Raw genomic sequence first — 25,028 nt, 5'->3', positions numbered from 1 at the left:
CCAGATTGGCACAGCAGAAGTTGAGCAAGGTTTAGCGTTCGACGAACGCGCCCGCGTCAGATGCCGCTACCGTCGGCCTCGACCGGCGGCGGGGTCAGCAGCAGATAGGCGCGGATCCAGGCCGTCAGCACCGCCCGGTCGTTCGCCCCTTCGAGGCTCAGCAGGGCTTCGTCCGCCAGATCGTGCGGGATGCGATGGCCGCGTCGTCCCTCGATCAGGGCGGCGGCGTAGGCCGGCTGGAACTCCGGGTGGCACTGGAAGCTGACCGCGTCCTCGCCCCATGCCAGACCGGCATAGGGGGTGAAGGCGCTGGAGGCGATGACGCGCGCGTCGGGCGCGACCGCCACCACCTGATCCTGATGCGACACCGGGATGGCGATGGAGGACGCGCGCGGGTGCATCCAGGGCTCCTGACCGACCACGTCGTAGCGGTGCAGGCCGACGCCCCAGCCCTTGTGCGACTTCTCGACCTTGCCGCCGAAGGCATGGGCGATGACCTGATGGCCGAAGCAGATCCCCAGCAGGCGGGTCTGGCCGCGCGCCGCCCTCAGCCAGTCCACCAGCGGCGAGATCCACGGCAGGTCGTCATAGACCCCGGCCGCCGAGCCGGTGACGATGACGCCCGTATAGACAGATGGGTCTTCCGGCAGTTGCCCCGACTGCACGTCGAAGCGCGTCGTCGGCACGTTCTCGCCCAACAGATAGCGGAAGCGCGCCGGATAGTCGTCGAAGGCGTCCCGCAGATGCTCGGGCGGGTGGCCGGTTTCCAGAATGGCGATGCGGGTCATTTCGGCGTTTTCCAGCGGGGAGAAGGAAGCGTCTGTCTCTGGATTGGGGTAGAAGTCGGGCGATTGCAACGAGGCCGCCCTTCATGACCGCCGACGCGTCCGTCGAATCTCCCGTCGTCCTGATCAACATCTTCAAGTGCGACGCGCGCCGTCAGGAGGAATTGATCGAGCATCTGACGGCCCTGGCCCAGGTGCAGCGCACCCTGCCCGGCTTTGTCTCGGGCACCCTGCATCGCGGCCTGAACGGACGTGTCGTCGCCAACCACGCCGTCTGGGCCAGCGCCACGGACTGGAAGGTCATGACCCGTCATCCTCAGGTCGTGGCCGCCATGGAGCCGATCCTGGCCATCGCCACCTTCGAGCCGCACCTGTATGAGCCCGGCGAGGTGGTCGAGGCTTAGCCGGCCCGCCAGACCTCGGCCCGGGCGCCCGCCTCACCCAGGGTCGCCGCGACCCAACCGCAGATTTCCGCAGCCGCCGCCTCGGCGCCCGACGGCGGGTTGATCACCGTCATGGTGCAGCCGTTCATCTTCATCGGATTGTTCAGCGGGCGCAGGCGCGCCTCGGCCACCAGCACCCGACCGACCCTGGCCTCCTCCAGACGGCGGATGAAGCCGTCGAAGGTCTCCATGTCCTTCAAGGGGGTCCAGACCGCCACCGTCGCCGTGCGGTCGTGGCGCAGGATGGCCGCAGCCGTCTCGGCCGAGCGCACATAGTCGTCGGGCCGCTCGAACGGCGGATCGATCAGGACCAACGGCCCCTTGGTCGCCCTGGCCGCCTTCAACGCCTCGACATATCCGTCGCCCTGACGGCCCTCGGCTGCGGGCCAATCGGCCAAGGCCTCGGCCAGCATTTCCTGCACGGGCGGATGGAACTCGAAGCCGAGGTAGCGGTCGCCTTCACGCAGCGCCCGAGCGATCAGCAGTGGCGAGCCCGGATAGAAGCGCGCCCCGCCGTCCGGATTCAGCGCCGCGACCTCGGCCGCCAGGGCCTCGATCAGCGGCGGCCGGTGCTCGGCGGTCATCAGCCGCGCCACGCCCGCCTCGGCCTCTTTCGACCGCGCACCGTCGCCCGACAAGTCATAGAGGCCCGCGCCCGCATGAGTGTCGAGGACCGTGACCGCCCCCCTCTCCTGCCGCTCCTTCAGCAGCCACAGCACCAGGGCGTGCTTGACCAGGTCGGCGAAGTTTCCGGCGTGAAAGCTGTGACGATAGTTCATGCCCGCTCCGTCCCCCGGTCCGGGCGCTGGGTCAAGAGGAACCCGCGCGCGATGCGGCCCGTTGGCCTCCGGCGACCAGGACCCGACCCATGCCCGACGGCCCCTCTGCTCTTCCAATCGTCCACGATATCCCCGAGGGGCTGAGCTGGTGCAGCGACGACAGCCCCGGCATCACCCGTCGCCGGTCGGGCAAGGGCTTTTCCTATCGCGACCGGGACGACCGCCCCATTGGAGACCGCAAGACGCTGGACCGCATCCGCGCCCTGGCCGTCCCGCCCGCCTGGACGGACGTCTGGATCTGCCCGCGCGCCAACGGCCATGTCCAGGCGACGGGGCGCGACGCGCGTGGGCGCAAGCAGTACCGCTATCACCCCGACTGGACCCGCCACGCCGCCAGCCACAAGTTCGACCGCCTGTCCGACTTCGCCCGCAGACTGCCGAAGCTGCGGCAGAGGGTGGAGCATGATCTGTCTCGACGCGGGCCATGCCGCGACAAGGTGCTGGCCACCGCCGTGCGCCTGCTGGAAATCACCCTGATCCGCGTCGGCAACGCCGAGTACGCCCGCCAGAACCGCAGCTACGGCCTGACCACCCTGCACAAGCGACATCTGGATGTGGACGGCGCGGCCCTGACCTTCGAGTTTCGCGGCAAGAGCGGCAAGGACCACAAGATAAGCGTTCGCGATCAGCGGCTGGCGCGGGCGATGCGCACCCTGGAGGGCCTGCCCGGCCAGCATCTGTTCAAATACCGGGACGCGGCGGGCGACCTGCGTCCGGTCACCTCGGACGACGTCAACGCCTATATCCGCGAGGCCATGGGCGAGCAGTTCTCGGCCAAGGATTTCCGCACCTGGGCCGGGACCGTGTCCGCCGCGCGCGCCCTGTGCGGCATGGAGCCGCCGACCTCGTCCACAGATGCGCGGCGCAAGATCACCCTGTGCGTCAAGGAGGTGTCCGGCCTGCTGGGCAATACGCCGACGGTCTGCCGCGCCGCCTATGTCCATCCGCGCGTGATGGCGACGTTCGAGGACGGGAGCCTGGCCGACGCCCTGCCCGGCGCCGAAGCGAAAGGGTTCGAGCCGGCCCTGATCCGGTTGCTGTCGTCGCCATGAAATGACGGTTGTTTCATTTTGAAGATCGGCGTTCTTCATCCTAATCCGCCTGCCTGGCCGCCCCCTTGTGAGGATACGCTGATGGATTACCGCCTTTCCAACCGCTTCCTGAGGCTGGCGGTCCTGTTCGCCCTGATCGGCATGGGGCTGGGCTACTGGATGGGGGCGACCGAACAGTTCGCCGCCTCGCCGGTTCACGCTCACATCAATCTGCTGGGCTGGGTGTCGATGGCGCTTTACGGCCTCTTCTATCGGATTCAGCCCGGGGCGGCGCTGGGCTGGCTGCCCCAGACGCACTTCTGGGTTTCGCTGGTCGGGCTGGTGATCTTCATGCCGGCGCTTGCGGCCAAGCTGCTGGGCGGGGCGGACGTGCAGGCGGCGGCCAACCTGGGCCTGATGGCGGGCCCGACCCTGACCCTGCTGTCGATGATCCTGTTCGTGATCATCGTCTTCCGCGCCACCGGCCCGCGCTCCGCCGTGGCCTGATACGAAAAGCCCCCTGCCTTGCGGTCAGGGGGCCTCGGCTTCGCGGGTCAGCGACCGATCAATCAGCCCAGTTCAGCACGACCTTGCCCGACTGGCCGGACTTCATGGCCTCAAAGCCCTGCTGGAAATCCTGATAGGGCATCTGGTGGGTGATCAGCGGCGACAGGTCCAGACCAGCCTTCAGCAGACCCAGCATCTTGCGCCAGGTGGTGAACATCTCGCGGCCATAGACGCCCTTGATGGTCAAGGCCTTCAGGATGATCGTGCCCCAGTCGGTCTCCATCGGCTTGGACGGAATGCCCAGCAGGGCCATGCCGCCGCCCATGATCAGGGTGTCGACGCACTGCTTGAAGGCGACGGGCGAGCCCGACATCTCCAGCGCCACGTCGAAGCCGACCTTCAGGCCCAGTTCGTGCATGACGTCGCGCAGGTCCTCCTTGGTGGTGTTGACCGTGCGCACGCCCGGCGCAACCTTCTGCGCAAGTTCCAGACGGAAGTCATTGATATCGGTCAGGACCACGGTGCGGGCGCCCGCATGGCGCGCAACGGCGGCGGCCATCATGCCGATGGGACCGGCGCCGGTGACCAGCACGTCCTCGCCCAGCAGGTCGAACTGCTGCGCCGTGTGCACGGCATTGCCGAACGGGTCCAGGATCGAGCCAATCTCATAGGGAACGTCGTCCGGCAGCTCAATGACGTTGAAGGCCGGGGCCACCACGTATTCGGCGAAGGCGCCCTGGCGGTTCACGCCGATGCCGCGGGTGTCGGGGTCCAGGTGGAAGTGACCGGCGCGGGCCGCTTCGGAGTTCAGGTCGATGACGTGGCCCTCGGCCGAGACGCGCTGGCCGACCTTGAGGCGGCGATCCACGTCCTTGCCGATGGCGACGATCTCGCCGGCGAACTCGTGGCCGGTGATCATCGGGACAGGCACGTTCTTCTGGGACCATTCGTCCCAATTCCAGATGTGGATGTCGGTGCCGCAGACAGCGGTGCGGTGCACCTTGATCAGCACGTCCTCGTCGCCCGCGACGGGGATGGGGGCGTCGATCAGTTCCAGCCCCTCGGCCGGTTTCGTCTTGGCCAGGGCCTTCATGGTGGCGGTCATGGTGGGTGCTCCCGTTGCTTAGATGCAGCCGCTAGGCCCCCTTGGCCATGATCGCAAGCGGATCATGCGCTCTTCGACCGGATCCGCCGTCCGGAGCGCCGTCGCCCAGCCCCTCGACGTAACAAAATGAGACAGGTCGCCTCGAACAAGCTTGGCCGTAAGAATGCGAATCAGCTACCGCCGCGCCTCGTGGATCGAAGATCGACGGCGAGATGGTCTCGACGTAGTTTCGGACTTAAATTTTAGAAAAACCCATGAGAAAGATGATCGCCGCCTTCGTCGGCGCCACCATGGTCCTTGCGGCCAACGCAGCCTCGGCCGGCGTCCTGACCAACGTCTCCGTCAGCCTTTCGGACAGCCGTGTGTCGCAGCCGACGGACGTGACCATCCGCTACACGACCGCAACAACCCTCGACACGCCAAGCCTTCGCACCAACCTGCTGCTGGCCGAGTTCAGCGGTCTGGTCATCACCAACGGAAGTTGCGGCGCCGATGTGACGTTTACGGTCAATGGGACGCCGCTGGCGCAAGGCGCTTTAGACTATTGCTCGGTTTGGAACGGCAACAACGTCCAGTTCCGCCTGGCCACAGGAGAAAGCGTCGCCGCCGGCTCAAATGTGGAGATCGTGATCGACAGCGCGCGCGTCACAACCACGGCGACGTCGGGATCCTATGGCGCCGCGGCCTTCAAGACCGCTACGGACGGCGGCGCCACGGTTGATGCGCCCGCCACCCTGCCCACCTACTTCATCGGCACGCCGCCGCCCGCCCCTGTCCCGACCATGACGGAATGGGCCATGATCCTGTTGACGGTCGCTCTGGGCGGTTTCGCCGCCTTGACCATTCACAAGCGTCGCCGCACGGTCTGATCGGATCAGACGACGGCAGGGGCGGGCCGTCACGGTCCGCCCCCGTTTTCCAACTTCCATCTCCCGCTGAAGAGGCGACGACGCCCGACCATGCCGCGCTTTTTCAAATCCCCAGCCGTCCAGTATCTGGGGCTGTTCGCCCTGCTGGCGATCACCCTGTTCAGCGTTCTGGCCACACCGTGGGCCGAGAGGTTGTTCGTCCAGCCCTTCACCCAACTGCTGGTCGACATCTGCGCCTTCGTGCTTGCACCGTTCGATCCCCGCGTTCAGGCACAGGGCGACATCCTGCGCTTTTCCGACGGACATGGCGCGGTGCAGGTGCTGGCGGGCTGTAATGCGGTCGAGGTCTGCGCCCTGCTGATCGCGGCCATCCTGGCCTTCCCGGGGCGGCTGCGCGACGGCCTGATCGGGGCGGCTGTCGGCGTGATCGCGCTGCAGTTGGTCAACCTGCTGCGGATCATCAGCCTGCTCTATCTGTCGCGCGGGTCGGAATCCCTTTTCGAGTTTTTCCACCACTATGTCTGGGACGCGATGATCGGGCTGGAGGGCCTGCTGGTCTTCTTCTTCTGGACCCGCTGGCAGAGCCGCCAACCGGGCAATGCGCCCAAAACCGTCGTTGAGGACGCCGCCTGATGACCGCCTGGTTCGACACCCTGGGCGCCAAGACGCCGGAAGAGGCCGCGCGTCGTCGCTTCGGCCTGTGGTCGCTGGGCCTGTTCGTACTGGCGCTGCCGCTCTGGTGGCTGTGGGGCGCGGACCTGTTCGCGACGGCTCTGCGCCCGCTGGCGGGTCTGGCGTTCCGCCTCTTCGGCCTATCGGGCGAGATCGCGGTGCTGGCGGACGGAGGCTGGAGCGTCGGCACGCATCTGACCAGCGGCGGCGTCCCCGTGTCCTACGACGTGCCCCATACCTCGCTGCGTCGGCTGTTGCTGGGCTTCCCCCTGGCCCTGGCCTTCCTGACCGCGCCTCCGCGTACGCCGAACCCGCTCAAGGCGGCGGTCGTGGCCGTGGCGGTGCTGACGCTGCTGTTCATCGTGTCGCTGATCAGCCTGATCTGGGGCGATCTGGCGGCGCAGCTGAACCCCGCCCTGGCCCCGCCCAGCGCGGACGTGCGGCAGGCCCTGGATCAACGGGCCCTGCACCCCATCCTGGCGCAGATCGCCATCATCGGCCGCTATATCGGCATGTCGGTCGCGCCCCTGGTCGGCGCGGTCGTGCTGTGGGCCGCGCTCAACCCCGCCGGGCGCTCGGTCATCATGGCCGACGACAGCCTGAAGTCGTAGGTTTGCCGGGGGTCAGATGACCCCCAGCTCCTTGCCTGCCTGGGTGAAGGCGGCGACAGCGGCGTCGATCTGCTCGAACGTATGCGCCGCCGACATCTGGGTGCGGATGCGGGCCTGACCGCGCGGCACCACCGGGAAGCTGAAGCCGATCACATAGACGCCCAGTTCCAGCATCCGCGCCGCCATGTCCTGGGCCAGCTTGGCGTCGCCCAGCATGACGGGAATGATGGGGTGCTCTCCCGGTTGCAGGGTGAAGCCCGCCGCTGTCATGGCCGAGCGGAAGCGCGCGGCGTTGGCGAACAGCTGGGCGCGCAGGGCGTCGCCCTCCTCGCCGGCCGCGATGCGGATGGCTTCCAGCGACGAGCCGCAGACGGCGGGCGCCAGGGCGTTGGAGAAGAGGTAGGGCCGCGCACGCTGCTTCAGCAGGGCCACGACATTAGCCTTGGCGCAGATGAAGCCACCCATGGCGCCGCCCAGGGCCTTGCCGAAGGTGCCGGTGACGAAGTCCACCTCGACCTCGTTCCAGGCATAGGAGCCCCGCCCCTTCTCGCCCAGGAAGCCGGTGGCGTGGCAGTCGTCGACCATGATCAGGGCGCCGTATTGATCGGCCAGGGCGCGGATGTCCTTCAGCCTGGCGATGTAGCCGTCCATCGAGAAGGCGCCGTCGGTGGCGATGATGATCTCGCGCGCGCCGTCGGCCCGAGCCTGCTTCAGCTGGGCCTCCAGATCGGCCATGTCCGAGGTCGCGAAGCGATAGCGCTTGGCCTTGCACAGGCGCACGCCGTCGATGATCGAGGCGTGATTCAGGCTGTCAGAGACGATGGCGTCCTCGGCCCCGAACAGGGGCTCGAAGATGCCGCCGTTGGCGTCGAAGGCGGCGGCGAACAGGATGGCAGCCTCAAAGCCGAGGTAGTCGGCGATGGCGCGCTCCAGCTCCTTGTGGATCTCCAGCGTGCCGCAGATGAAGCGGACCGAGGCCGTGCCCGCGCCCCACTTCTCCATCGCCCTGATGCCAGCCTGGGTGACGCGCTCGTCGCCCGCCAGACCGAGGTAGTTGTTGGCGCAGAAGTTGAGGACCTCGCGGCCGTTGACCGAAATCACCGGCCCCTGACGCGAGGCGATGACGCGCTCGGGCTTGGTCAGCCCCTGGGCGTCGATGTCGGTCAGTTCGGCGGAGATGCGGTCGTAGAAGGCCGTATTGGTGCTCTGGGTCATGATTTCTCCGCTACGCTGAATCCCGGCAGGTTTGAACCCCCGATTTCAGGTCGCCGGGGCAGGTCTGGCCGAGGCGTCGGTGACCGGGCGGAACGGGCGGAACGGGCGGAACGGGCGGAACGGGCTGACACGAACTTGCTTCCCACACGGCGTCAAGGCCAGCGGCAGGCTGACCACCGCCGTGTCGCCAGACATGGTCAGGCGCAGGGTCTTGGCCTCGGGGCAGGTCTTTTCGCCCTCGGATTCATGAGGGACGACGTTCCAGGCCAGATCGAAATAGGCCTTGGCCTGGGGCGCCAGCGAGACCGGCGTCGGGACCGTTCCCTTGGCGAAGTAATTGCCCGGCTCCTGCACTGCCTTGACCGTGGTCAGAGCGCCGCCGTTCGCATCGGCCAGCGTCACGGTGGGATAGCCGGTCAGGCTGCAAGCCTGCGTCCCCGCATTCTGCAAGGCCAGGGTGGTCACGCGATTGCCCATGCCCGCGTCGCCGCCCTCGACCGACAGCCGCAGGTTGGTTCCGACGCAGGGCGCCTCGGGCGACGGGGCCAGAACCGGGACCGGGCGGCTGCACCGCTCGATGATCGTCCCGCCTGTCGTATCATTTGGCGCCAGTCGGCTGAGGGTTCCGCTTTCCTGCCCGTCGCGGCTGGCGGTCCACCATTCCAGCCCCTGCCCGACGTAACGCGCGCCGCTGGCCGAGACTGCGCTGGTCAGGACATAGTCGCGCCCGTCGTAGGACACCCGCGCCGTCTCGGTGTCCGGGTAGGTGGCGGTGACGACCTTGCCGCTTTCGCAGGCGTAGCCGACCGCGGCGGCGGGGGGGCCGGCCGGCGCCTCGAGCGGAGCGGTCGGCGCGGGCGCCGGCTCTTGCGAACAGGCGGCGGCGGTCAGGCCGATACAGGACAGCAGCGCAACGGCGGAACGGGTCATCGACAAGCTCTCCATGAACGTCCCGTCCGAACGCCGCTCTGCGTCAAAGGCTCCGCTTGCAAGGAAATGCAGCGAGGCGGTTGCGTGATGATACACTATAACATATCAAGTTCGCGACATTGTAACGGGGATGCGTGCCTTGCGACTTCAAACCTTCCTGCTGACCGCCGCCGGGGCCGCCGCCCTCTCGACGTCCGCCTTCGCGGCTGATGAGGTCATCCAGACCGCCCATCAGGACGAGCCGACCGAGATCGCCGACGTGGTTGTGCGCGCCCTGCCCCTGGGCCGAGCCGGCGACGACGTGGGCTCGCACGTCGCCCTGCTGAGCGGCGATGAACTGGTACACCGCCGCCAATCGACCCTGGGCGACACCCTCAGCGGCATTCCCGGCGTCAGTTCCGACACCTTCGGCGGCGGCGCCAGTCGCCCGGTGGTGCGTGGCCAGACCGCCCCGCGGGTCAAGGTGCTGAGCGAAGGCGCGGGCCTGATGGACGCCTCCGAAGTCTCGCCCGACCACGCCATCTCCGGCGAGCCCCTGCTGCTGGAAGGCATCGAGATCCTGCGCGGTCCCTCGGCCCTGCTCTATGGCGGCGGCGCCATCGGCGGGGCGGTCAATCTGCTGGACAAGAAGATCCCCACCCGCGTCCCGGCCAACGGCGGCGAGGCCGTGGTCGAATACCGCCGCGGCTCGGTCGACAACGAGGAAGCCGGCGTGGTCGGCGCCACGGTGGGCGCCGGCAACTTCGCCGTCCGCATTGAGGCGGCGGCCCGCAAGGCCGACGACTACAAGGTGCCTGACTGGGACGAAGCGCGTCTGGACGGCTCCTACAATGAGACCTCGACCGCGACGCTTGGCGCCTCATACATCGGGTCGCGCGGCTATCTGGGCGCGGCCTATACCGAACAGACCAGCCGCTATGGTCTGGCCGGTCACACCCACGAATACGAGGGCTGCCACCCGCACGGCGACCACCTGCATTGCGGCGGGCACGACGATCATGACCATGACGGCCACGACCACGAAGAGGGCGAAGAGCACGATCACGACCACGGCGTGCCCGAAGTGCGGTTGAAGAGCCGCCGGTTCGACCTGCGCGGCGAGGTGCGCGATCCCCTGCCCGGTATCGAGAACGTGCGTCTGCGCGCCGGCTATACCGACTATCAGCACCAGGAGCTGGAGGAAGGCGTCGTCTCGACCACCTTCACCAACGAGGGCTATGACGGCCGCATCGAGGCCCAGCATCGCGAGATCGCCGGCTTCAAGGGCGTGGTCGGCCTGCAACTGAGCAAGAGCGACTTCGCCGCTGTCGGTGAGGAAAGCTTCCTGGCCCCCAGCACGACCAAGAACACCGGCCTGTTCGTGATGGAGGAATACGAACTGGGCGACTGGCATCTGGAAGGCGCCGTGCGTCAGGAGTGGCAGGAGGCTTCGGCCCTGGGCCTGACCGATACCGAGCACAAGCCCTTCTCGATCTCCGGCTCGGCGGTCTGGCACTTCATGCCCGGCTGGACCGGCGCCGTCTCGCTGTCACGCTCGCAGCGCGCCCCCTCGGCGCAGGAAATGTACGCCGACGGCGTCCACCTGGCGACCAATACCTATGAGATCGGCGACAGCAGCCTGGACGTCGAAACCGCCAACGCGCTGGAGCTGACCCTGCGCAAGACGGCGGGGTCCACCACGGCCTCGGTCAGTGCCTATCACTACGTCTACGACGACTACATCTTCGCCCGGACCCTGGACCAGTTCGAGGACTTCCGCCTGATCCAGTACAGTCAGGCCGACGCCACCTTCACCGGGATCGAGGGCGAGGTGCGCCAGCAACTGACGCCCTGGCTGTCGGCCACCGTCTTCGGCGACTATGTGCGTGGCGAGCTGAAGGGCGACGGCGGCAACCTGCCCCGCATTCCCGCCGCCCGTCTCGGCGTCCGCGCCGAAGCCTTCGCCGGCCCCTGGTCGGGGGACGTGGAGTACAGCCGCACCTTCAAGCAGAACGACATCGCCGCCTTCGAAAGCGAGACGCCGGGCTACAACATGGTCAACGCCACCGTGGCCTATGACGTCGAGCTGGCCGGGGTGAAGTCGCAGGTCTTCCTGCGCGGCACCAACCTGCTGGACGAACTGGCGCTGAACCACGCCTCCTTCCTGGCCGAGACCGCGCCGCAACGGGGCCGCAACCTGGTCGTGGGCGTCCGCGCCCGCTTCTGATTTCATCGAAGTCGAAAAAAGAAGGGGCGGCGTGCGACGGACGCCGCCCCTTCGTTCGTTTAGACTGGTGTCGAGCCTGCTGTGACATTTCTACGTCATTACAGGCTGTTAATCTGACGGAGCCCGTGTCGCCCTTATTCGGCGCACATCGGTCTTCAAGCAGGTCGACGCCCAAGCCTTCGGTCTAGCCAGGACTCTTCATGTCGCCCGTCGTTCTGCTTCTCGCCCTCGCCTCGCTCGACCCCAATGCGGAGACGGCGACCCCTGCGGCGGCGCCACAGACCCAGACGCCTGCGGTCCCGGCCATCAACGAGCAGGAAGCCTATGACCTGGGCGAGATTCAAGCTGTCTCGACCAAACGCCGGGGCGCGGCGCTCGGTGATTACGAGCCCGAACTGGTGCTGGATGAGGAACAACTGAAGGCCTATGGCGCCAGCAGCATCCAGGAGTTGATGACCCTGCTGGAGCCGGTGACGCGCAGCTCGCGCGGCGGCTCGCCGGTCTTCCTGGTCAACGGCCGGCGCATCTCGGGCTTCCAGGAAATCCGGGGCATCCCGCCCGAGGCCATCGAACGCACCGAAATCCTTCCCGAGGAAACGGCCCTCTCCTACGGCTACAGCGCCGACCAGCGGGTCGTGAACTTCGTTCTCAAGGCCAATTTCCGCTCGCTGACCATGCAGGCCAGCGTCCGCCGCCCCGATGAGGGCGGCCGCACCGTCAGTGATCTGGAAGGCAACATCCTGCGCATCGCCGGCAAGCAGCGCACGACGCTGGATTTGGAATACGAGAACGACACCCCGCTGTTCGAGACCGAGCGCGACATCCGGCGCGAGGACGGCGATCCCACCGACTACCGCACCCTGCTGGCCAAACAGGAACAGGCCTCGGTCGCCGGCTCGGTGGTGCGCGACCTGGACGACACCACCGCCCTGACGCTGAGCGCCAGCCTGGAGGACACCTCGCGGCTGTCCTACCAGGGGTTGCCCAGCGTCCGGTTGGCCCTGCCGCCGTCCAGCATCTCGGAACAACTGTATCTGAACGCGCCCGACGCCCTGTCGCGCACCACCGACACCCTGGCGGGCAAGGTCGGGGCCCTGGTGGACGGCTATCTGGGCGACTGGCGCTGGACGCTGACCGGCGGCTATGACCGCACAGAGACCAAGACCCGCACCGGGCGCGGCCTGGATCAGCAAACCCTGCAGGCCGGGGTGACGGCGGGCGCGATCGACCCGTTCGGCGACGCAGACCTGCTGCCGCGCCTGCCTTTCGACACCGCACGGTCCGTGTCCAGCAGCGGCAATCTCGAAGGCGTCATCAACGGCACCGTCTGGGAGGGTCCGGCAGGAGCGCTGACCTCGACCTTCAAGGTCGGCTTCAACACCCAGACGCTGGATTCCGAGAGCGTGCGTTCCGGCGTCTTCTCGGAACGTTCCCTGTCGCGCGACCGGACCAGCGCCTCGGGCAACTTCAACCTGCCGATCGCCAGCCGCGACCGCGAGGTCCTGGGCGTGCTGGGCGACCTGTCGGCCAACCTGAACCTGGCCTATCAGGACCTGTCCGACTTCGGCGGCCTGAGCGCCTATACCCTGGGCCTGAACTGGTCCCCCTGGACGCCCATCAACTTCAACGTCAGCTGGAGCGACGAGCAGAACGCCCCGTCGATGTCGCAGTTGAACGACCCGACCATCTCGACACCCAATGTGCCGGTCTATGACTTCGCTACCGGCCAGTCGGTCAACATCACCCGCATCGAGGGCGGCAACGCCGGCCTGTCCGAGGAAACCAAGCGCATCCTGAAGCTGGGCTTCAACTTCACGCCGTTGAAGGACAAGGACCTGCGCCTGACGGCCAACTACAGCCGCACCGAGGTCGAGGGCTCCATCGCCGCCTTCCCGACCATCACTCCGGAACTGGAAGCCGCCCTGCCCGAACGCTTCACGCGAGATCTGGACGGCAACCTGCTGTCGATCGACGCCCGGCCGCTGAACTTCCAGAAGGCCGAGCAGCAGGAAATCCGCTGGGGTCTGAACTTCTCGACGCCGTTCGGCAAGCCCGACCCGGCGGCGGCGGCGCGAATGGGTCAACGCGGCCCCGGCGGCTCGGGCGGCGCACGCCCGGGCGGCGGCGCCTCTGCCTCTGGCGGCGCTCCGGTCGTGATGCGCATGGAAGGCGGCCCGCCACCCGGCGGCGGCGCGGGCGGTCCTCCCCCCGGCGGCGGCATGCGGATGCAGATGGGCGGCGGACGCGGTGGACGCGGCCCGGCCATGCAGCCCGGCCAAGGGCGCTTCAACGTCTCGCTGTACCACACCTATCGCATCCAGGATGAGATCACGATCCGTGACGGCCTGCCGGTGCTGGACCTGCTGGACGGCGCCGCCACAGGCTCGCGCGGGGGTCAGGCGCGCAACGAGGTCCAGCTCCAGATGGGCCTGTTCAAGAGCGGCATGGGCGGCTTCCTGAACGCCAACTGGAAGGAATCCACCCGGATCAACGGCGGCAGCGAGGCCAGCGACCTGACCTTCTCGGACCTGACGACGGTGAACCTGAACCTGTTCGCCGACCTGTCATCGCGTCAGACCCTCGTGGCGAAGTATCCGTGGCTGAAGGGCGCGCGGGTCAGCGTCGGCATCGACAACATCTTCGACCAGAAGCTGGACGTGCGAAACGGCCTGGGCGAGACGCCGCTGTCCTATCAGCCCGACTATCTGGACCCGCTGGGCCGGACCTTCCGGGTCAGCTTCCGCAAGATCCTGTTCTGACAAGAAAAAGGCCCGGTCATCGACCGGGCCTTTTGACTTCAGTGCGCCTCTTTCGGCGTTTCCATCAGTTCGATCAGGACGCCGCCCATCTCCTTGGGATGCAGGAAGACGACCGGGGTGCCGTGCGCGCCGATGCGGGGCTCGCCGGTGCCCAGGATGGTGACGCCCTTGGCGCGCATGTCGGCGATGGCGGCGTGGATGTCGGCCACCTCGAAGCAGACGTGGTGCTGGCCGCCCTTGGGGTTCTTGGCCAGGAAGCCGGTGATGGGGCTGGTCTCATCATAGGGCTCGATCAGTTCAATCTGGGCCGTCGGCGTGTCGATGAAGCAGACCTTGACCCCCTGCGACGGCAGGTCGAATGGTTCGCCGATCTTCGTCGCGCCCAGGATGTCGCGATACAGCTTGATCGAGTCCGCGATCGAGGGCGTGGCGACGCCCACGTGGTTCAGATTGCCGATCATTATTTCTTCTCTGCAGGCGCGGGCTGGGCGTAACCCAGACGCAGGTTCAGCTTTTCAATCAGGTCCGCCGCCGTGTCGGCGATGACCGAGCCGGGCGGATAGACCGCCGCCGCGCCCATATCCAATAGCGGCTGGACGTCCGAGGGCGGAATGACGCCGCCGACTACCACCATGATGTCCGGGCGGCCCAGCTTGGCCAGTTCGGCGATCAGTTCGGGCGCCAGCGTCAGATGCCCCGCCGCCAGCGACGAGGCCCCGACCGCGTGGACGTTCTTCTCGACCGCATCCTTGGCGGCCTCGGCGGGGGTCTGGAACAGCGAACCGGCGGTGACGTCGAAACCGATGTCGCCATAGCCGGTGGCGACGACCTTCTGGCCCCGGTCGTGGCCGTCCTGACCCAGCTTGGCGATCAGGATGCGCGGCGGGCCGCCGTCGTTTTCCACGAAGGTCGCGACCATGTCGCGGGCGCGGGCCACCTTGGGATCATTGCCCGCCTCCTTGCCATAGACGCCCGAGACGGTCTTCACCGTGGCCACGTGGCGACCGAAGGCGGCCTCCAGCGCGTCGGAAATCTCGCCCACCGTCGCCTTGGCGCGGGCGGCCTGAACCGCCAGCTCCAGCAGGTTGGCGTCGCCGCGCGCGCCGGCCGTCAGGGCCTCCAGAGCGGCGTCGGTCGCGGCCTGATCGCGCTCGGCGCGCAGCTTCTTCAGCTTCTCGATCTGGGCGGCCAGCACGGCGGCGTTGTCGACCTTCAGCATCGGAATGTCGTCGGGCGTGTCGTTCAGATAGCGGTTCACGCCGACCACGGTCTGCTGGCCGGTGTCGATGCGGGCCTGGGTCTTGGCCGCCGCCTCTTCGATGCGCAGCTTGGGAATGCCGGCCTCGATGGCCTTGGCCATGCCGCCCGCCGCCTCGACCTCGTCCATCAGGGCGCGGGCGCGGTTGGCCAGATCATGGGTCAGGCGCTCGACGTAGAAGCTGCCGCCCCAGGGATCGATGGTGCGGGTCAGGCCCGTCTCCATCTGCAGCAGGATCTGGGTGTTTCGCGCGATCCGGGCCGAGAAATCGGTCGGTAGGGCCAGAGCTTCGTCCAGGGCGTTGGTGTGCAGGCTCTGGGTCTGACCGCCCGCCGCCGCCATGGCCTCGATCATGGTGCGCGACACGTTGTTGAAGACGTCTTGCGCGGCGAGGCTCCAGCCCGAGGTCTGGCAGTGGGTGCGCAGCGACAGCGACCTCTGGTCCTTGGGCGAGAACTTCTCGGCGACCTTTTCAGCCCACAACAGGCGGCCGGCCCGCATCTTGGCCACCTCCATGAAGTAGTTCATGCCGATGGCCCAGAAGAAGGACAGGCGCGGCGCGAACCGGTCCACGTCCATGCCGGCGTCCACGCCCGCCTTGATGTATTCCAGCCCGTCCGACAGCGTATAGGCCAGCTCGATCTCGGCCGAGGCCCCGGCCTCCTGCATGTGATAGCCGGAGATGGAGATGGAGTTGAACTTCGGCGTCTCCTGCGCGGTCCAGGCGAAGATGTCCGAGATGATCCGCATCGAGGGCGCGGGCGGATAGATGTAGGTGTTGCGGACCATGAACTCCTTCAGAATGTCATTCTGAATGGTTCCGGTCAGGGCCGCGTGCGGCACGCCCTGCTCTTCGGCGGCGACGACATAGAGGGCCAGGATCGGCAGGACGGCGCCGTTCATGGTCATGGACACGGACATCTGATCCAGCGGGATGCCGTCGAACAGGGTCCGCATGTCCAGAATGCTGTCGATGGCCACGCCGGCCATGCCGACGTCGCCCTTCACCCGTGGGTGGTCGCTGTCATAGCCCCGGTGCGTGGCCAGGTCGAAGGCGATCGACAGCCCCTTCTGACCCGCCGCCAGGTTGCGGCGATAGAAGGCGTTGGACTCCTCGGCGGTCGAGAAGCCCGCGTACTGGCGGATGGTCCACGGATTGCCCGCGTACATGGTCGGATAGGGCCCGCGCATATAGGGGGCGAAACCCGGCAGGCCGTGGATGGCGTCGAGGCCTTCCAGCGCCTCGGGGCCATAGGCGGTCTCGACCGTCAGCCCCTCGGGCGTCAGCCAGGGGTCGCGGCTCGGGCCAGCGCCCGTCGCGGTCAGGTCGAGGTCGACTCTGGAGAAGTCGGGGAAGCTCATGGGTTCGCCTCCTCGGACGCGATTTCAAACGGCGCGGCGAACCGAACCGGGGTCAGGGCGCCGTGGCGCACCGGGACGAAGGCAGGATCGGCGGCCTCAACCGGGGCCGGGCGCGGATCGGGATCGACGTATTTGGTGACGCCGACCATGTGGCGGGCGCCGTCCTTCAGCGCCGCTTCCAACTGGCCGCGCGCGCGTTCGACGCGCGGCTGGATCAGGTGGTGTTTCAGGGCGTCGACCACGCCGCCTTCGGCTTCGATCGACTGGAACTCCTTCCAGCCCGCCTCGGCCAGATCCCGGGTGCGGCTGTCCAGGAACCAGGAGCCGGCGGCGGGATCATCCACCCGACCCAGATTGGCCTCTTCCATCAGCACCAGCTGGGTGTTGCGGGCCTGACGCCGGGCGAAGGCGTCGGGACGGCCCTCGGCGCGGGTGAAGCCGTCCAGCACCACCACATCGGCGCCGCCGACCGCGCCCGCGAAACCGGCGGCGGTCAGGCGCAGCAGGTTGGGCCAGGGATCGCGCGCCGACAGCATCCGCCGCGACGAGCGGGCCTCGATGACGGCGGGGGTCTCATGGCCAAAGGCCTTGGACACGCTGGCCCAGATCAGGCGCATGGCCCGCACCTTGGCCAGGGCGTCGAAATATTCAGCGTCGACCGAGACGCCCAGCACCACGCCCTTCAGCGCCTGTTCGACGGTCAGTCCGGCCAGAACGGCGGCCTTGACGTAGGCGACGGCGCTGGCGGCGGCGAAGGCCAGCTCCTGCCCCGCCGAACCGCCGGCCTCATGCACCACACGGCCCGAGGCGAGGAAGAGCTTGGCGTCAGGATAGGTCCCGGCCAGACGCCCAGCGGCCTCCGCCGCCTCGTTCACGGCGGCGTCGATGTCGCCCTTCCCAGACTCTGGGCCAGCCTCGGCATAGGCCGAGATCAGGTCGAGATGGAATTGCAGCTGGGCGCGGGGCGAACCCTTGGCCACGGCCGCCAGAGCCTCGGCGGCCTTTACGCCATCAAAGCCCGCGTCCAGCGCCACCGGCGCCAGTTCCAGCGCCACGCCGTCCAGCGCGGCGGCCAGCGTCGTCTCGTCCGTCGTGAACGCGCCCTTCAGCACCACCGAGGCGGCGCCATTTTCAAGGTCGGTCAGCACGGCGGCGTTGATCGCCGCCGCCTCGTCGCCCTCGACAAGGGTGCGCAGGTCCCACGCCCGCCCCTCGGCGTCCGTGGTGCGCGGCGCACGAAGCGCCTGCACCCCGGTTGCGTCGGCATAGAGCGGCCGGATGATCAGGCCGTCGGCGTCGAGGTGGAGCAGGCTTTCGATCGCCCGCCCCTTCAGCGCCTTCTCAGCCTGTTCCCGCCATTCCAGCGGGCTCGGCGTGGGAAAGGTCATGCCTTCGCCCCTCCACTAACCCGTCGCACCAGTTTCGTCACAGTGGCGGCCAGTATCCAAACGGCCAGCGCCATCCACGTCATGGCGATCAAAGCGGCCAAAAGCGTAGACAGCGTCGTGCCGCTCGGCGTCGAGAAGGCCCAGACCAGCATGCCCACGATCAACATCTGACCCACGACCAGGACAGCGAGCGCGCTCAGGGGTCCGCGCCCCGTTAGCGCTCCGCGAAAGCTAAACGCCTGCCGCATCATGCAAACTCCACCAGCACATCGTCGGCGGCGACCGGATCGCCCGCCTTGGCGCCGACCGCCTTCACCACGCCGTCGCGCTCGGCCTTGAGGATGTTCTGCATCTTCATGGCTTCGATGATGGCGACGGTCTCGCCCGACTTGACCTCTTGACCCACGCTTACGGGGATGTCGACGACCAGGCCCGGCATGGGCGACAGCACCAGCTTGGAGGTGTCGGCGGCGACCTTTTCCGGCAGGCGCTGATACATGGCGGCGGTGCTGGGCGTCAGGACGCGGACGCGGGCCTTGGCCGCCCGGTGACGAATGTCGAAGCCGTCGGGCGCGCGCTTGACCTCGGCGGTGAAGGGCTCGTCGTCCAGAACCGCGCGGAACTGGGCCATGCCCGGACGCCAGTCGATTTCCGACAGGGTCAGGTCGCGATCATCCAGCGAGATGACCAGATCCTCGGCCTCGTCATAGGACAGCGACACGGAGTGGGCCTCGCGGTCGATCAGCACGGTCCAGTCGGTGCGTTCCGACGGATCGCCCGCCTGCTCGGCCAGGACCTCGTTCATCGCCGCCGCCACGGTGATGAAGATGTCCTTCTGCGCCTCGCTGGGCTCCAGACCGCGGAAGCCGTCGGGGAACTCGTCCTTGATGTAGCTGGTCGACAGTTGGCCGGACTTGAAGCGCTCCTGATCCATCACCGCCGACAGGAAGGGCACGTTGTGGCCCAGACCCGACAGGTGGGTGTCTTCCAGAGCGCGGGCCATGCCCTCGACGGCGGCGTCGCGCGTCTCGCCCCAGGCGCACAGCTTGGCGATCATGGGGTCGTAGAACATGGAGATCTCGTCGCCCTCGCGGACCCCCGAGTCATTGCGGACCGTATAGTCGCCCTGATCGCCCTCTTCCGGCTGCTCATAGCGCACCAGACGACCGATCGACGGCAGGAAGCCGCGATAGGGGTCCTCGGCGTAGATGCGGCTTTCAATGGCCCAGCCGTTGATCGACAGGTCTTCCTGCTTGAAGCCCATGGTCTCGCCCGCCGCCGAACGGATCATCTGCTCGACCAGATCGACGCCGGTGATCAGCTCCGTCACCGGGTGCTCGACCTGCAGACGGGTGTTCATTTCCAGGAAGTAGAAGCTGCGGTCCTGACCGGCCACGAACTCGACCGTGCCGGCGGAGTCGTAGTTGACGGCGCGGGCCAGAGCCACGGCCTGATCGCCCATGGCCTTGCGCGTCGCGTCGTCCAGCAGGGGCGACGGCGCCTCTTCGATGACCTTCTGGTTGCGGCGCTGGATCGAGCATTCGCGGTCGAACAGCGAGACGATGTTGCCGTGCTTGTCGCCCAGCACCTGAATCTCGATGTGGCGCGGATTGACGATGAACTTCTCAAGGAAGACACGGTCGTCGCCGAACGCGGTCAGGGCCTCGGCCTTCACCGCCGCAAAGCCCTCGGCCATGTCGGCGTCGGAATGGGCGACGCGGATGCCCTTGCCGCCGCCGCCGGCGCTGGCCTTGATCATGACCGGATAGCCGATCTCGTTGGCGATCTTCACCGCCTCTTCGGTCGATTCAATCAGGCCCATGTGGCCCGGCACGGTCGAGACGCCCGCTTCAGCCGCGAACTTCTTGGACGTGATCTTGTCGCCCATGGCCTCGATGGCGTGCGGGTTCGGGCCGATGAAGGTGATGCCCTCGGCCTCCAGACGACGCGCGAAGACCGGGTTTTCCGACAGGAAGCCAAAGCCGGGGTGAACCGCCTCGGCGCCCGACTGGCGCACCGCGTCCACGATCTTGTCCTGGATCAGATAGGACTGGGCGGCGGGCGACGGCCCGATGTGGATGGTCTCGTCGGCCATCTCGCAGGCCAGCGAGCCAGCGTCAGCGTCCGAGTACACGAGCACCGTCTTGATGCCCATCTTGCGGCAGGTCTTGATGATGCGAACCGCGATCTCGCCCCGGTTGGCGATCAGAATTTTCTTGAACATTTCTGGGCCTTACAGGGGGATGTTGTCGTGCTTCTTCCAGGGATTTTCCTGGGTCTTGTTCTTCAGCGTCCGCAGGGCCTTGATCAGGCGGCGGCGCGTGCCGTGGGGCATGATGACGTCATCGATGTAGCCCAGACCGGCCGCCACGAAGGGGTTGGCGAAGCGTGCCTTGTATTCGGCCTCGCGCGCCGCCAGGGCCTCGGGATCGCCGGCCTCCTTGCGGAAGATGATCTCGACCGCGCCCTTGGCGCCCATGACCGCGATCTCCGCAGTGGGCCAGGCGTAGTTGACGTCGCCCCGCAGGTGCTTGGAGCTCATGACGTCATAGGCGCCGCCATAGGCCTTGCGCGTGATGACCGTCAGCTTGGGCACGGTGGCCTCGGCATAGGCGAACAGCAGCTTGGCGCCGTGCTTGATCAGGGCGCCGTACTCCTGCTTGGTGCCCGGCATGAAGCCCGGCACGTCCACCAGGGTCACCAGCGGGATGTGGAAGGCGTCGCAGAAGCGGACGAAGCGCGCGGCCTTGCGGCTGCTGTCGATGTCCAGAACGCCCGCCAGAACCTGAGGCTGGTTAGCGACGATGCCGACGCTCTGGCCGTCCAGACGACCGAAGCCGCAGATGATGTTCTTGGCGAAGTCGGCGCCGATCTCGAAGAAGTCGGCCTCGTCGACCGTCTTCAGGATCAGCTCCTTCATGTCATAGGGCTGGTTCGGATTGGTCGGGACCAGGGTGTCCAGCGAGGCCTCGTCGCGATCCGGCTCGTCATAGCTGTCGCGGACCGGTGGCTTTTCGCGGTTCGACAGAGGCAGGAAGCCGATCAGGCGGCGGACCTCGGACAGAGCCTCCAGATCATTCTCGAAGGCGCCGTCGGCGACGCCCGACTTGCCGGCGTGAACGCGGGCGCCGCCCAGGTCCTCGTGGCTGACGACCTCGTTGGTGACGGTCTTCACCACGTCCGGGCCGGTCACGTACATGTAGGACGTGTCCTTCACCATGAAGATGAAGTCGGTGATGGCAGGCGAATAGACGTCGCCGCCCGCGCACGGGCCCATGATGACCGAAATCTGCGGGATGACGCCGCTGGCGAGCGTGTTCTGCAGGAAGATGTCGGCGTAACCGGCGAGGCTCTCCACCCCTTCCTGAATGCGCGCGCCGCCCGCATCGAACAGACCGATGATGGGGGCGCCGGCGGTCAGGGCCATCTTCTGGATCTTGACGATCTTGGCCGCATGGGCGCCCGACAGCGAGCCGCCGAAGACGGTGAAGTCCTTGGAGAAGACATAGACCAGACGACCGCCGATGGTGCCGCGTCCGGTGACGACGCCGTCGCCGGGGATGCGCTGCTGGTCCATGCCGAAGTCGTGGCTGCGATGCTCCACGAACATGTCGGTCTCTTCGAAGCTGCCTTCGTCCAGCAGGACTTCGATCCGTTCGCGCGCGGTCAGCTTGCCCTTGGCGTGCTGGCTCTCGATGCGCTTCTCACCACCGCCCAGCTTGGCGGCGGCGCGACGGCGCTCGAGTTCCTCGAGGATGGCCTGGCTCATGGTTCGGGCGACTCCCTGCAATCTTTGCGGATCACCAAGACGCTCCGTTGCAAAAAGGCAATCGCAACTTTGCAAAAGGGGCGTAAGTGCGTAAGCCTGCCAAGGTCGATCGACTATTTTGCAAAGTTGCGATGGCGGAAAAACTCTACCTCGGGGCCAAGGTGCGCAAGCTGCGCGAAGCGCGCGGCTGGACGCTGGAAGCCTGCGCCGGGCGGCTGGCCCTGTCGCCCAGCTACCTGTCGCAGATCGAGACCAATCAACGCCCGGCGACGGCGCGGGTTCTGATCGCGCTGACGCGGGCCTTTGACGTGGACGCCAGCCTGTTCGATCTGGACGGCGACGCCCGCCTGATCGCGGACCTGCGCGAAGCGGTCACCGACATCGCCGGTCACGCCGAGGCCCCCTCGCCCGTCGAGCTGAAGCAGGCGGTGACCAACACCCCCCGGCTGGCGCGACAGTTCCTGGCCCTGCATCAGGACTATCGCCGTCTGGACGAGCGGCTGAAGACGCTGAACGAAACCCTGGGCCGGGACGAGCGGGCGCAGGCTGCCCCCGCCCTGCCCTATGAGGCGGTGCGCGACTTCTTCCACTATCGCGACAACTACATCGACGTGCTGGATCAGGCGGCGGAGGCGCTGGCGGAACAGCTCGGGCTGGGCGCGGGCGGCCACCCGGAGCGTGATCTGGAAGCGGCCCTGAACGACCTGTGCGGGGTGCGCCTGGCGACCGGCGAAGGGCGCGGGGCCATGCGGCGCTTCGATCCGGCGGCGCGCATCCTCTATGTCGACGCCAGCCTGCCCGGCGCGACGCGGTCCTTCCTGATGGCGCACCAGCTGGTGCTGCTGCGCTTCCACGACCTGATCGAGCATGAACTGGACCGGGCCGCCTTTGACATTCCCGCCGCGCGCGACGTCTGCCGGGTCGGTCTGGCCAACTATGCGGCGGGGGCTTTGCTGCTGCCCTATCGCCGCTTCCTGGAGGCTGCGCGTGAGCTGCGCCACGACGTGGACCGACTGCGCAACCGCTTCCACGTCAGCTTCGAGCAGGTCTGCCACCGGCTTTCGACCCTGCAACGCCCCGGCTGGCGCGGCGTGCCCTTCTATTTCGCGCGGGTGGACATGGCAGGGAACATCACCAAGCGGCACAGCGCCACCCGGTTCCAGTTCGCCCGCTTCGGCGGCGCCTGCCCCCTTTGGAACGTGCACGAGGCCTTCGGCGCGCCGGACCGCATCCTGGTCAATCTGTCGGAGATGCCGGACGGCTCGCGCTACATCTGCATCGCCAAGAGCGTGTCCAAGCCGGGCGGCTCATACCTCGAACCCGACCGCCGCTATGCGCTCGGCCTCGGCTGCGAAATCGAGCACGCCGATCAACTGGTCTATGCGGCAGGGCTGGACCTGAACGGTCCGCCGACGCGCATGGGGGTCAGCTGTCGCATCTGCGAGCGCACCGACTGCGCCCAGCGGGCCTTCCCGCCCATCGACCGGACCTTGCGGGTGCCGGACCATGAGCGGGGGGTCATTCCGTATACGCTGAGCTGAAGCCTGCACTTCTCCTCCCCATGAAATGGGGAGGTGGATCGGCGGCGAAGCCGCCGAGACGGAGGGGCCGTTCGCCGAAGCCGCCCCTCCACCACTTCGTGGTCCCCCTCCCCACGCAGTGGGGAGGATAACTGCATCAGCCCATCGTCGGGATGACGAAGGAGCTGTCGGCGTGTTCCAGCGCGCTATCGGGCCAGCGGGCCGTCACGGTCTTGGTCTTGGTCCAGAAGCGCAGACCTTCCATGCCGTGCTGGTTGATGTCGCCGAAGGCCGAACGCTTCCAGCCGCCGAACGAGTGATAGGCCACCGGCACCGGGATCGGCACATTGATGCCGACCATGCCGACGTTGACGCGGGCGGCGAAGTCGCGGGCCGCGCGGCCGTTCTGGGTGAAGATGGCGACGCCGTTGCCGTATTGATGCTTCGACGGGAGGCTCAGCGCCTCCTCGAAGCTGGCGGCGCGCATGATCTGCAGCACCGGGCCGAAGATCTCTTCCTTGTAGGATTCCATCTCGGGCTTGACGTGGTCGAACAGCGACGGGCCGATGAAGAAGCCCTTCTCATGCCCTTGCAGGCTGAACTCGCGGCCGTCGACGACCAGTTCGGCGCCTTCCTCGACGCCCTTGTTGATCCAGCCCAGGACCTTGTCCTTGTGGGTCTGGGTGACGACCGGGCCGTAGTGGGCCTCGGCGTCGGTCGAGACGCCGACGCGCAGGTTGGGGATTTCCGAGACCAGACGCTCGCGTAGTTCATCCGCCGTGCGCTGGCCGACCGGCACCACGACCGGCAAGGCCATGCAGCGCTCGCCGGCCGAGCCATAGGCCGCGCCGGTCAGGTCCTTGATGACCTGATCCATGTCGGCGTCAGGCAGGACGATGCCGTGGTTCTTGGCGCCGCCCATGGCCTGGACGCGTTTTCCGTGCTGGGCGCCCATCTGATAGACGTAGTGGGCGATGTCGGACGAGCCGACGAAGCTGACGGCGTGGATGTCGGGGTGGGTCAGGATGGCGTCGACCGCCACCTTGTCGCCGTGGACGACGTTCAGCACGCCCTTGGGCGCGCCGGCCTCCATCATCAGTTCGCCCAGACGCACCGGCAGGGACGGGTCACGCTCCGACGGCTTCAGGATGAAGGTGTTACCGGCGGCGATCGCCATGCCGAACATCCACATCGGGATCATGCCGGGGAAGTTGAACGGAGTGATGCCCGCCACCACGCCGAGCGGCTGACGCATGGAATAGACGTCGATGCCGGGGCCGGCGCCTTGCGTGTATTCGCCCTTCAGGGCGTGGGGGATGCCGCAGGCGAACTCGATGACCTCAAGGCCGCGCTGGATGTCGCCCTTGGAGTCGGCGATGACCTTGCCGTGTTCCGAGGACAGCAGCTCGGCCAGCTCGTTCATATTGGCCTCGACCAGGCGCTTGAACTCGAACATGACGCGGGCGCGGCGTTGCGGGTTGGTGCTGGCCCAGCCCTCAAACGCGGCTTGGGCCGATTGGACCGCGCGGTCCATCTCGGCGACGGTGGCCAGCTGGACGCGGGCCTGAACCTCGCCGGTGTTGGGGTTGAACACGTCGCCGAAGCGGCCCGATGCGCCGTCGAAGGCCGCACCGTCGATGAAGTGGCGAATGTCGCGCATGGAGGCGTTTCCCTGTGATGTCGTGGTTCGTTCCAGCATGGCCTAGCAGACCAACGCCAAACCACCCATTGCAATCGTGCATCCTATGCTGTGCATTCC

The 25,028-nt window shown here is 67.3% G+C and carries 21 protein-coding genes; 9 read left to right on the top strand and 12 right to left on the bottom strand.

All coding sequences use genetic code 11. The features are described 5' to 3' along the window. Positions 1-56: 56 nt before the first annotated feature. A complete protein-coding gene (locus tag ACI2KI_RS15345; protein WP_404621455.1) occupies positions 57-788 on the bottom strand; it encodes a type 1 glutamine amidotransferase in 732 nt (243 codons plus the stop codon). Positions 789-871: 83 nt separating this feature from the next. Here ACI2KI_RS15345 and ACI2KI_RS15340 point away from each other — a divergent pair, with 83 nt between their 5' ends. Next, on the top strand, positions 872-1,189 hold the full coding sequence (locus ACI2KI_RS15340; RefSeq protein WP_292081840.1) for an antibiotic biosynthesis monooxygenase: 318 nt from the start codon (positions 872-874) through the stop codon (positions 1,187-1,189). On the opposite strand, the gene rlmJ is transcribed toward ACI2KI_RS15340, so the two are convergent. After that, positions 1,186-2,007, bottom strand: a complete 822-nt coding sequence (gene rlmJ / locus ACI2KI_RS15335; protein WP_404621452.1) for a 23S rRNA (adenine(2030)-N(6))-methyltransferase RlmJ — start codon at positions 2,005-2,007, stop codon at positions 1,186-1,188. The genes ACI2KI_RS15340 and rlmJ overlap by 4 nt on opposite strands. Positions 2,008-2,096: 89 nt before the next feature. Between rlmJ and ACI2KI_RS15330 the strand changes: the two genes are divergently transcribed. Together ACI2KI_RS15330 and ACI2KI_RS15325 are read left to right on the top strand one after the other, a co-directional pair. Then, a complete protein-coding gene (locus ACI2KI_RS15330) occupies positions 2,097-3,119 on the top strand; it encodes a DNA topoisomerase IB (protein WP_404621450.1) in 1,023 nt (340 codons plus the stop codon). Between the two features lie 81 nt (positions 3,120-3,200). After that, on the top strand, positions 3,201-3,605 hold the full coding sequence (locus ACI2KI_RS15325; RefSeq protein WP_312064375.1) for a hypothetical protein: 405 nt from the start codon (positions 3,201-3,203) through the stop codon (positions 3,603-3,605). A 58-nt stretch (positions 3,606-3,663) separates the two neighbouring features. On the opposite strand, the gene tdh is transcribed toward ACI2KI_RS15325, so the two are convergent. Next, entirely contained in the window at positions 3,664-4,698 is a 1,035-nt protein-coding gene (tdh, locus tag ACI2KI_RS15320) for an L-threonine 3-dehydrogenase (RefSeq protein ID WP_404621582.1), read from the bottom strand. Positions 4,699-4,964: 266 nt separating this feature from the next. On the opposite strand from tdh, the gene ACI2KI_RS15315 reads away from it, so the two are divergent. The 3 genes from ACI2KI_RS15315 to ACI2KI_RS15305 all read left to right on the top strand — a co-directional run bounded on the left by ACI2KI_RS15315 (position 4,965) and on the right by ACI2KI_RS15305 (position 6,862). Further along, positions 4,965-5,579 (top strand): hypothetical protein, encoded by a 615-nt coding sequence (locus tag ACI2KI_RS15315; protein WP_404621448.1) that lies wholly within the window; start codon positions 4,965-4,967, stop codon positions 5,577-5,579. 90 nt (positions 5,580-5,669) lie between these two features. Beyond that, on the top strand, positions 5,670-6,212 hold the full coding sequence (xrtH, locus tag ACI2KI_RS15310) for an exosortase H (RefSeq protein WP_404621446.1): 543 nt from the start codon (positions 5,670-5,672) through the stop codon (positions 6,210-6,212). After that, positions 6,212-6,862, top strand: a complete 651-nt coding sequence (locus ACI2KI_RS15305) for an exosortase H-associated membrane protein (RefSeq protein ID WP_404621444.1) — start codon at positions 6,212-6,214, stop codon at positions 6,860-6,862. Before xrtH ends, ACI2KI_RS15305 begins: the two co-directional genes overlap by 1 nt. A gap of 12 nt (positions 6,863-6,874) precedes the next feature. Here ACI2KI_RS15305 and ACI2KI_RS15300 read toward each other — a convergent pair whose 3' ends face one another. Together ACI2KI_RS15300 and ACI2KI_RS15295 are read right to left on the bottom strand one after the other, a co-directional pair. Next, on the bottom strand, positions 6,875-8,077 hold the full coding sequence (locus ACI2KI_RS15300; protein WP_404621442.1) for a glycine C-acetyltransferase: 1,203 nt from the start codon (positions 8,075-8,077) through the stop codon (positions 6,875-6,877). A gap of 45 nt (positions 8,078-8,122) precedes the next feature. Next, positions 8,123-9,007 (bottom strand): DUF4232 domain-containing protein, encoded by an 885-nt coding sequence (locus tag ACI2KI_RS15295; RefSeq protein ID WP_404621440.1) that lies wholly within the window; start codon positions 9,005-9,007, stop codon positions 8,123-8,125. Between the two features lie 130 nt (positions 9,008-9,137). Between ACI2KI_RS15295 and ACI2KI_RS15290 the strand changes: the two genes are divergently transcribed. Continuing rightward, positions 9,138-11,213, top strand: a complete 2,076-nt coding sequence (locus tag ACI2KI_RS15290; RefSeq protein WP_404621438.1) for a TonB-dependent receptor domain-containing protein — start codon at positions 9,138-9,140, stop codon at positions 11,211-11,213. 200 nt (positions 11,214-11,413) lie between these two features. Continuing rightward, on the top strand, positions 11,414-13,972 hold the full coding sequence (locus ACI2KI_RS15285; RefSeq protein ID WP_404621436.1) for a TonB-dependent receptor: 2,559 nt from the start codon (positions 11,414-11,416) through the stop codon (positions 13,970-13,972). Positions 13,973-14,010: 38 nt separating this feature from the next. Here ACI2KI_RS15285 and mce read toward each other — a convergent pair whose 3' ends face one another. From mce to ACI2KI_RS15255, 6 genes are all read right to left on the bottom strand, one after another. After that, complete coding sequence (gene mce, locus ACI2KI_RS15280; RefSeq protein ID WP_404621434.1) at positions 14,011-14,433, bottom strand: methylmalonyl-CoA epimerase; 423 nt, start codon at positions 14,431-14,433, stop codon at positions 14,011-14,013. After that, positions 14,433-16,592: a methylmalonyl-CoA mutase gene (gene scpA / locus ACI2KI_RS15275; RefSeq protein WP_404621432.1), complete on the bottom strand. Its 2,160-nt coding sequence runs from the start codon at positions 16,590-16,592 to the stop codon at positions 14,433-14,435. The genes mce and scpA overlap by 1 nt, the downstream gene beginning before the upstream one ends. After that, the gene (locus ACI2KI_RS15270; RefSeq protein WP_404621430.1) at positions 16,589-17,980 is read right to left on the bottom strand and encodes a methylmalonyl-CoA mutase family protein; all 1,392 of its coding nucleotides are present in this window, start codon (positions 17,978-17,980) and stop codon (positions 16,589-16,591) included. Before ACI2KI_RS15270 ends, scpA begins: the two co-directional genes overlap by 4 nt. Beyond that, entirely contained in the window at positions 17,977-18,132 is a 156-nt protein-coding gene (locus ACI2KI_RS15265) for a hypothetical protein (protein ID WP_404621428.1), read from the bottom strand. The genes ACI2KI_RS15270 and ACI2KI_RS15265 overlap by 4 nt, the downstream gene beginning before the upstream one ends. Before the next feature lie 95 nt (positions 18,133-18,227). Beyond that, positions 18,228-20,204, bottom strand: coding sequence for an acetyl-CoA carboxylase biotin carboxylase subunit (locus ACI2KI_RS15260; RefSeq protein WP_404621426.1), 1,977 nt, complete (start codon positions 20,202-20,204; stop codon positions 18,228-18,230). A gap of 9 nt (positions 20,205-20,213) precedes the next feature. After that, positions 20,214-21,749 (bottom strand): acyl-CoA carboxylase subunit beta, encoded by a 1,536-nt coding sequence (locus tag ACI2KI_RS15255; protein WP_404621424.1) that lies wholly within the window; start codon positions 21,747-21,749, stop codon positions 20,214-20,216. 131 nt (positions 21,750-21,880) lie between these two features. On the opposite strand from ACI2KI_RS15255, the gene ACI2KI_RS15250 reads away from it, so the two are divergent. Next, positions 21,881-23,290, top strand: a complete 1,410-nt coding sequence (locus tag ACI2KI_RS15250) for a short-chain fatty acyl-CoA regulator family protein (protein ID WP_404621422.1) — start codon at positions 21,881-21,883, stop codon at positions 23,288-23,290. 136 nt (positions 23,291-23,426) lie between these two features. Here ACI2KI_RS15250 and ACI2KI_RS15245 read toward each other — a convergent pair whose 3' ends face one another. Beyond that, positions 23,427-24,929, bottom strand: coding sequence for a CoA-acylating methylmalonate-semialdehyde dehydrogenase (locus ACI2KI_RS15245; RefSeq protein WP_404621420.1), 1,503 nt, complete (start codon positions 24,927-24,929; stop codon positions 23,427-23,429). Positions 24,930-25,028 lie beyond the last annotated feature (99 nt).

This window comes from Brevundimonas sp. NPDC046655, from assembly GCF_044901625.1.
Taxonomy (GTDB): Bacteria; Pseudomonadota; Alphaproteobacteria; order Caulobacterales; family Caulobacteraceae; genus Brevundimonas.
The sequence above is the reverse complement of the archived record's forward strand: the minus strand, read 5'-3'. Positions and strand labels throughout refer to the sequence as shown.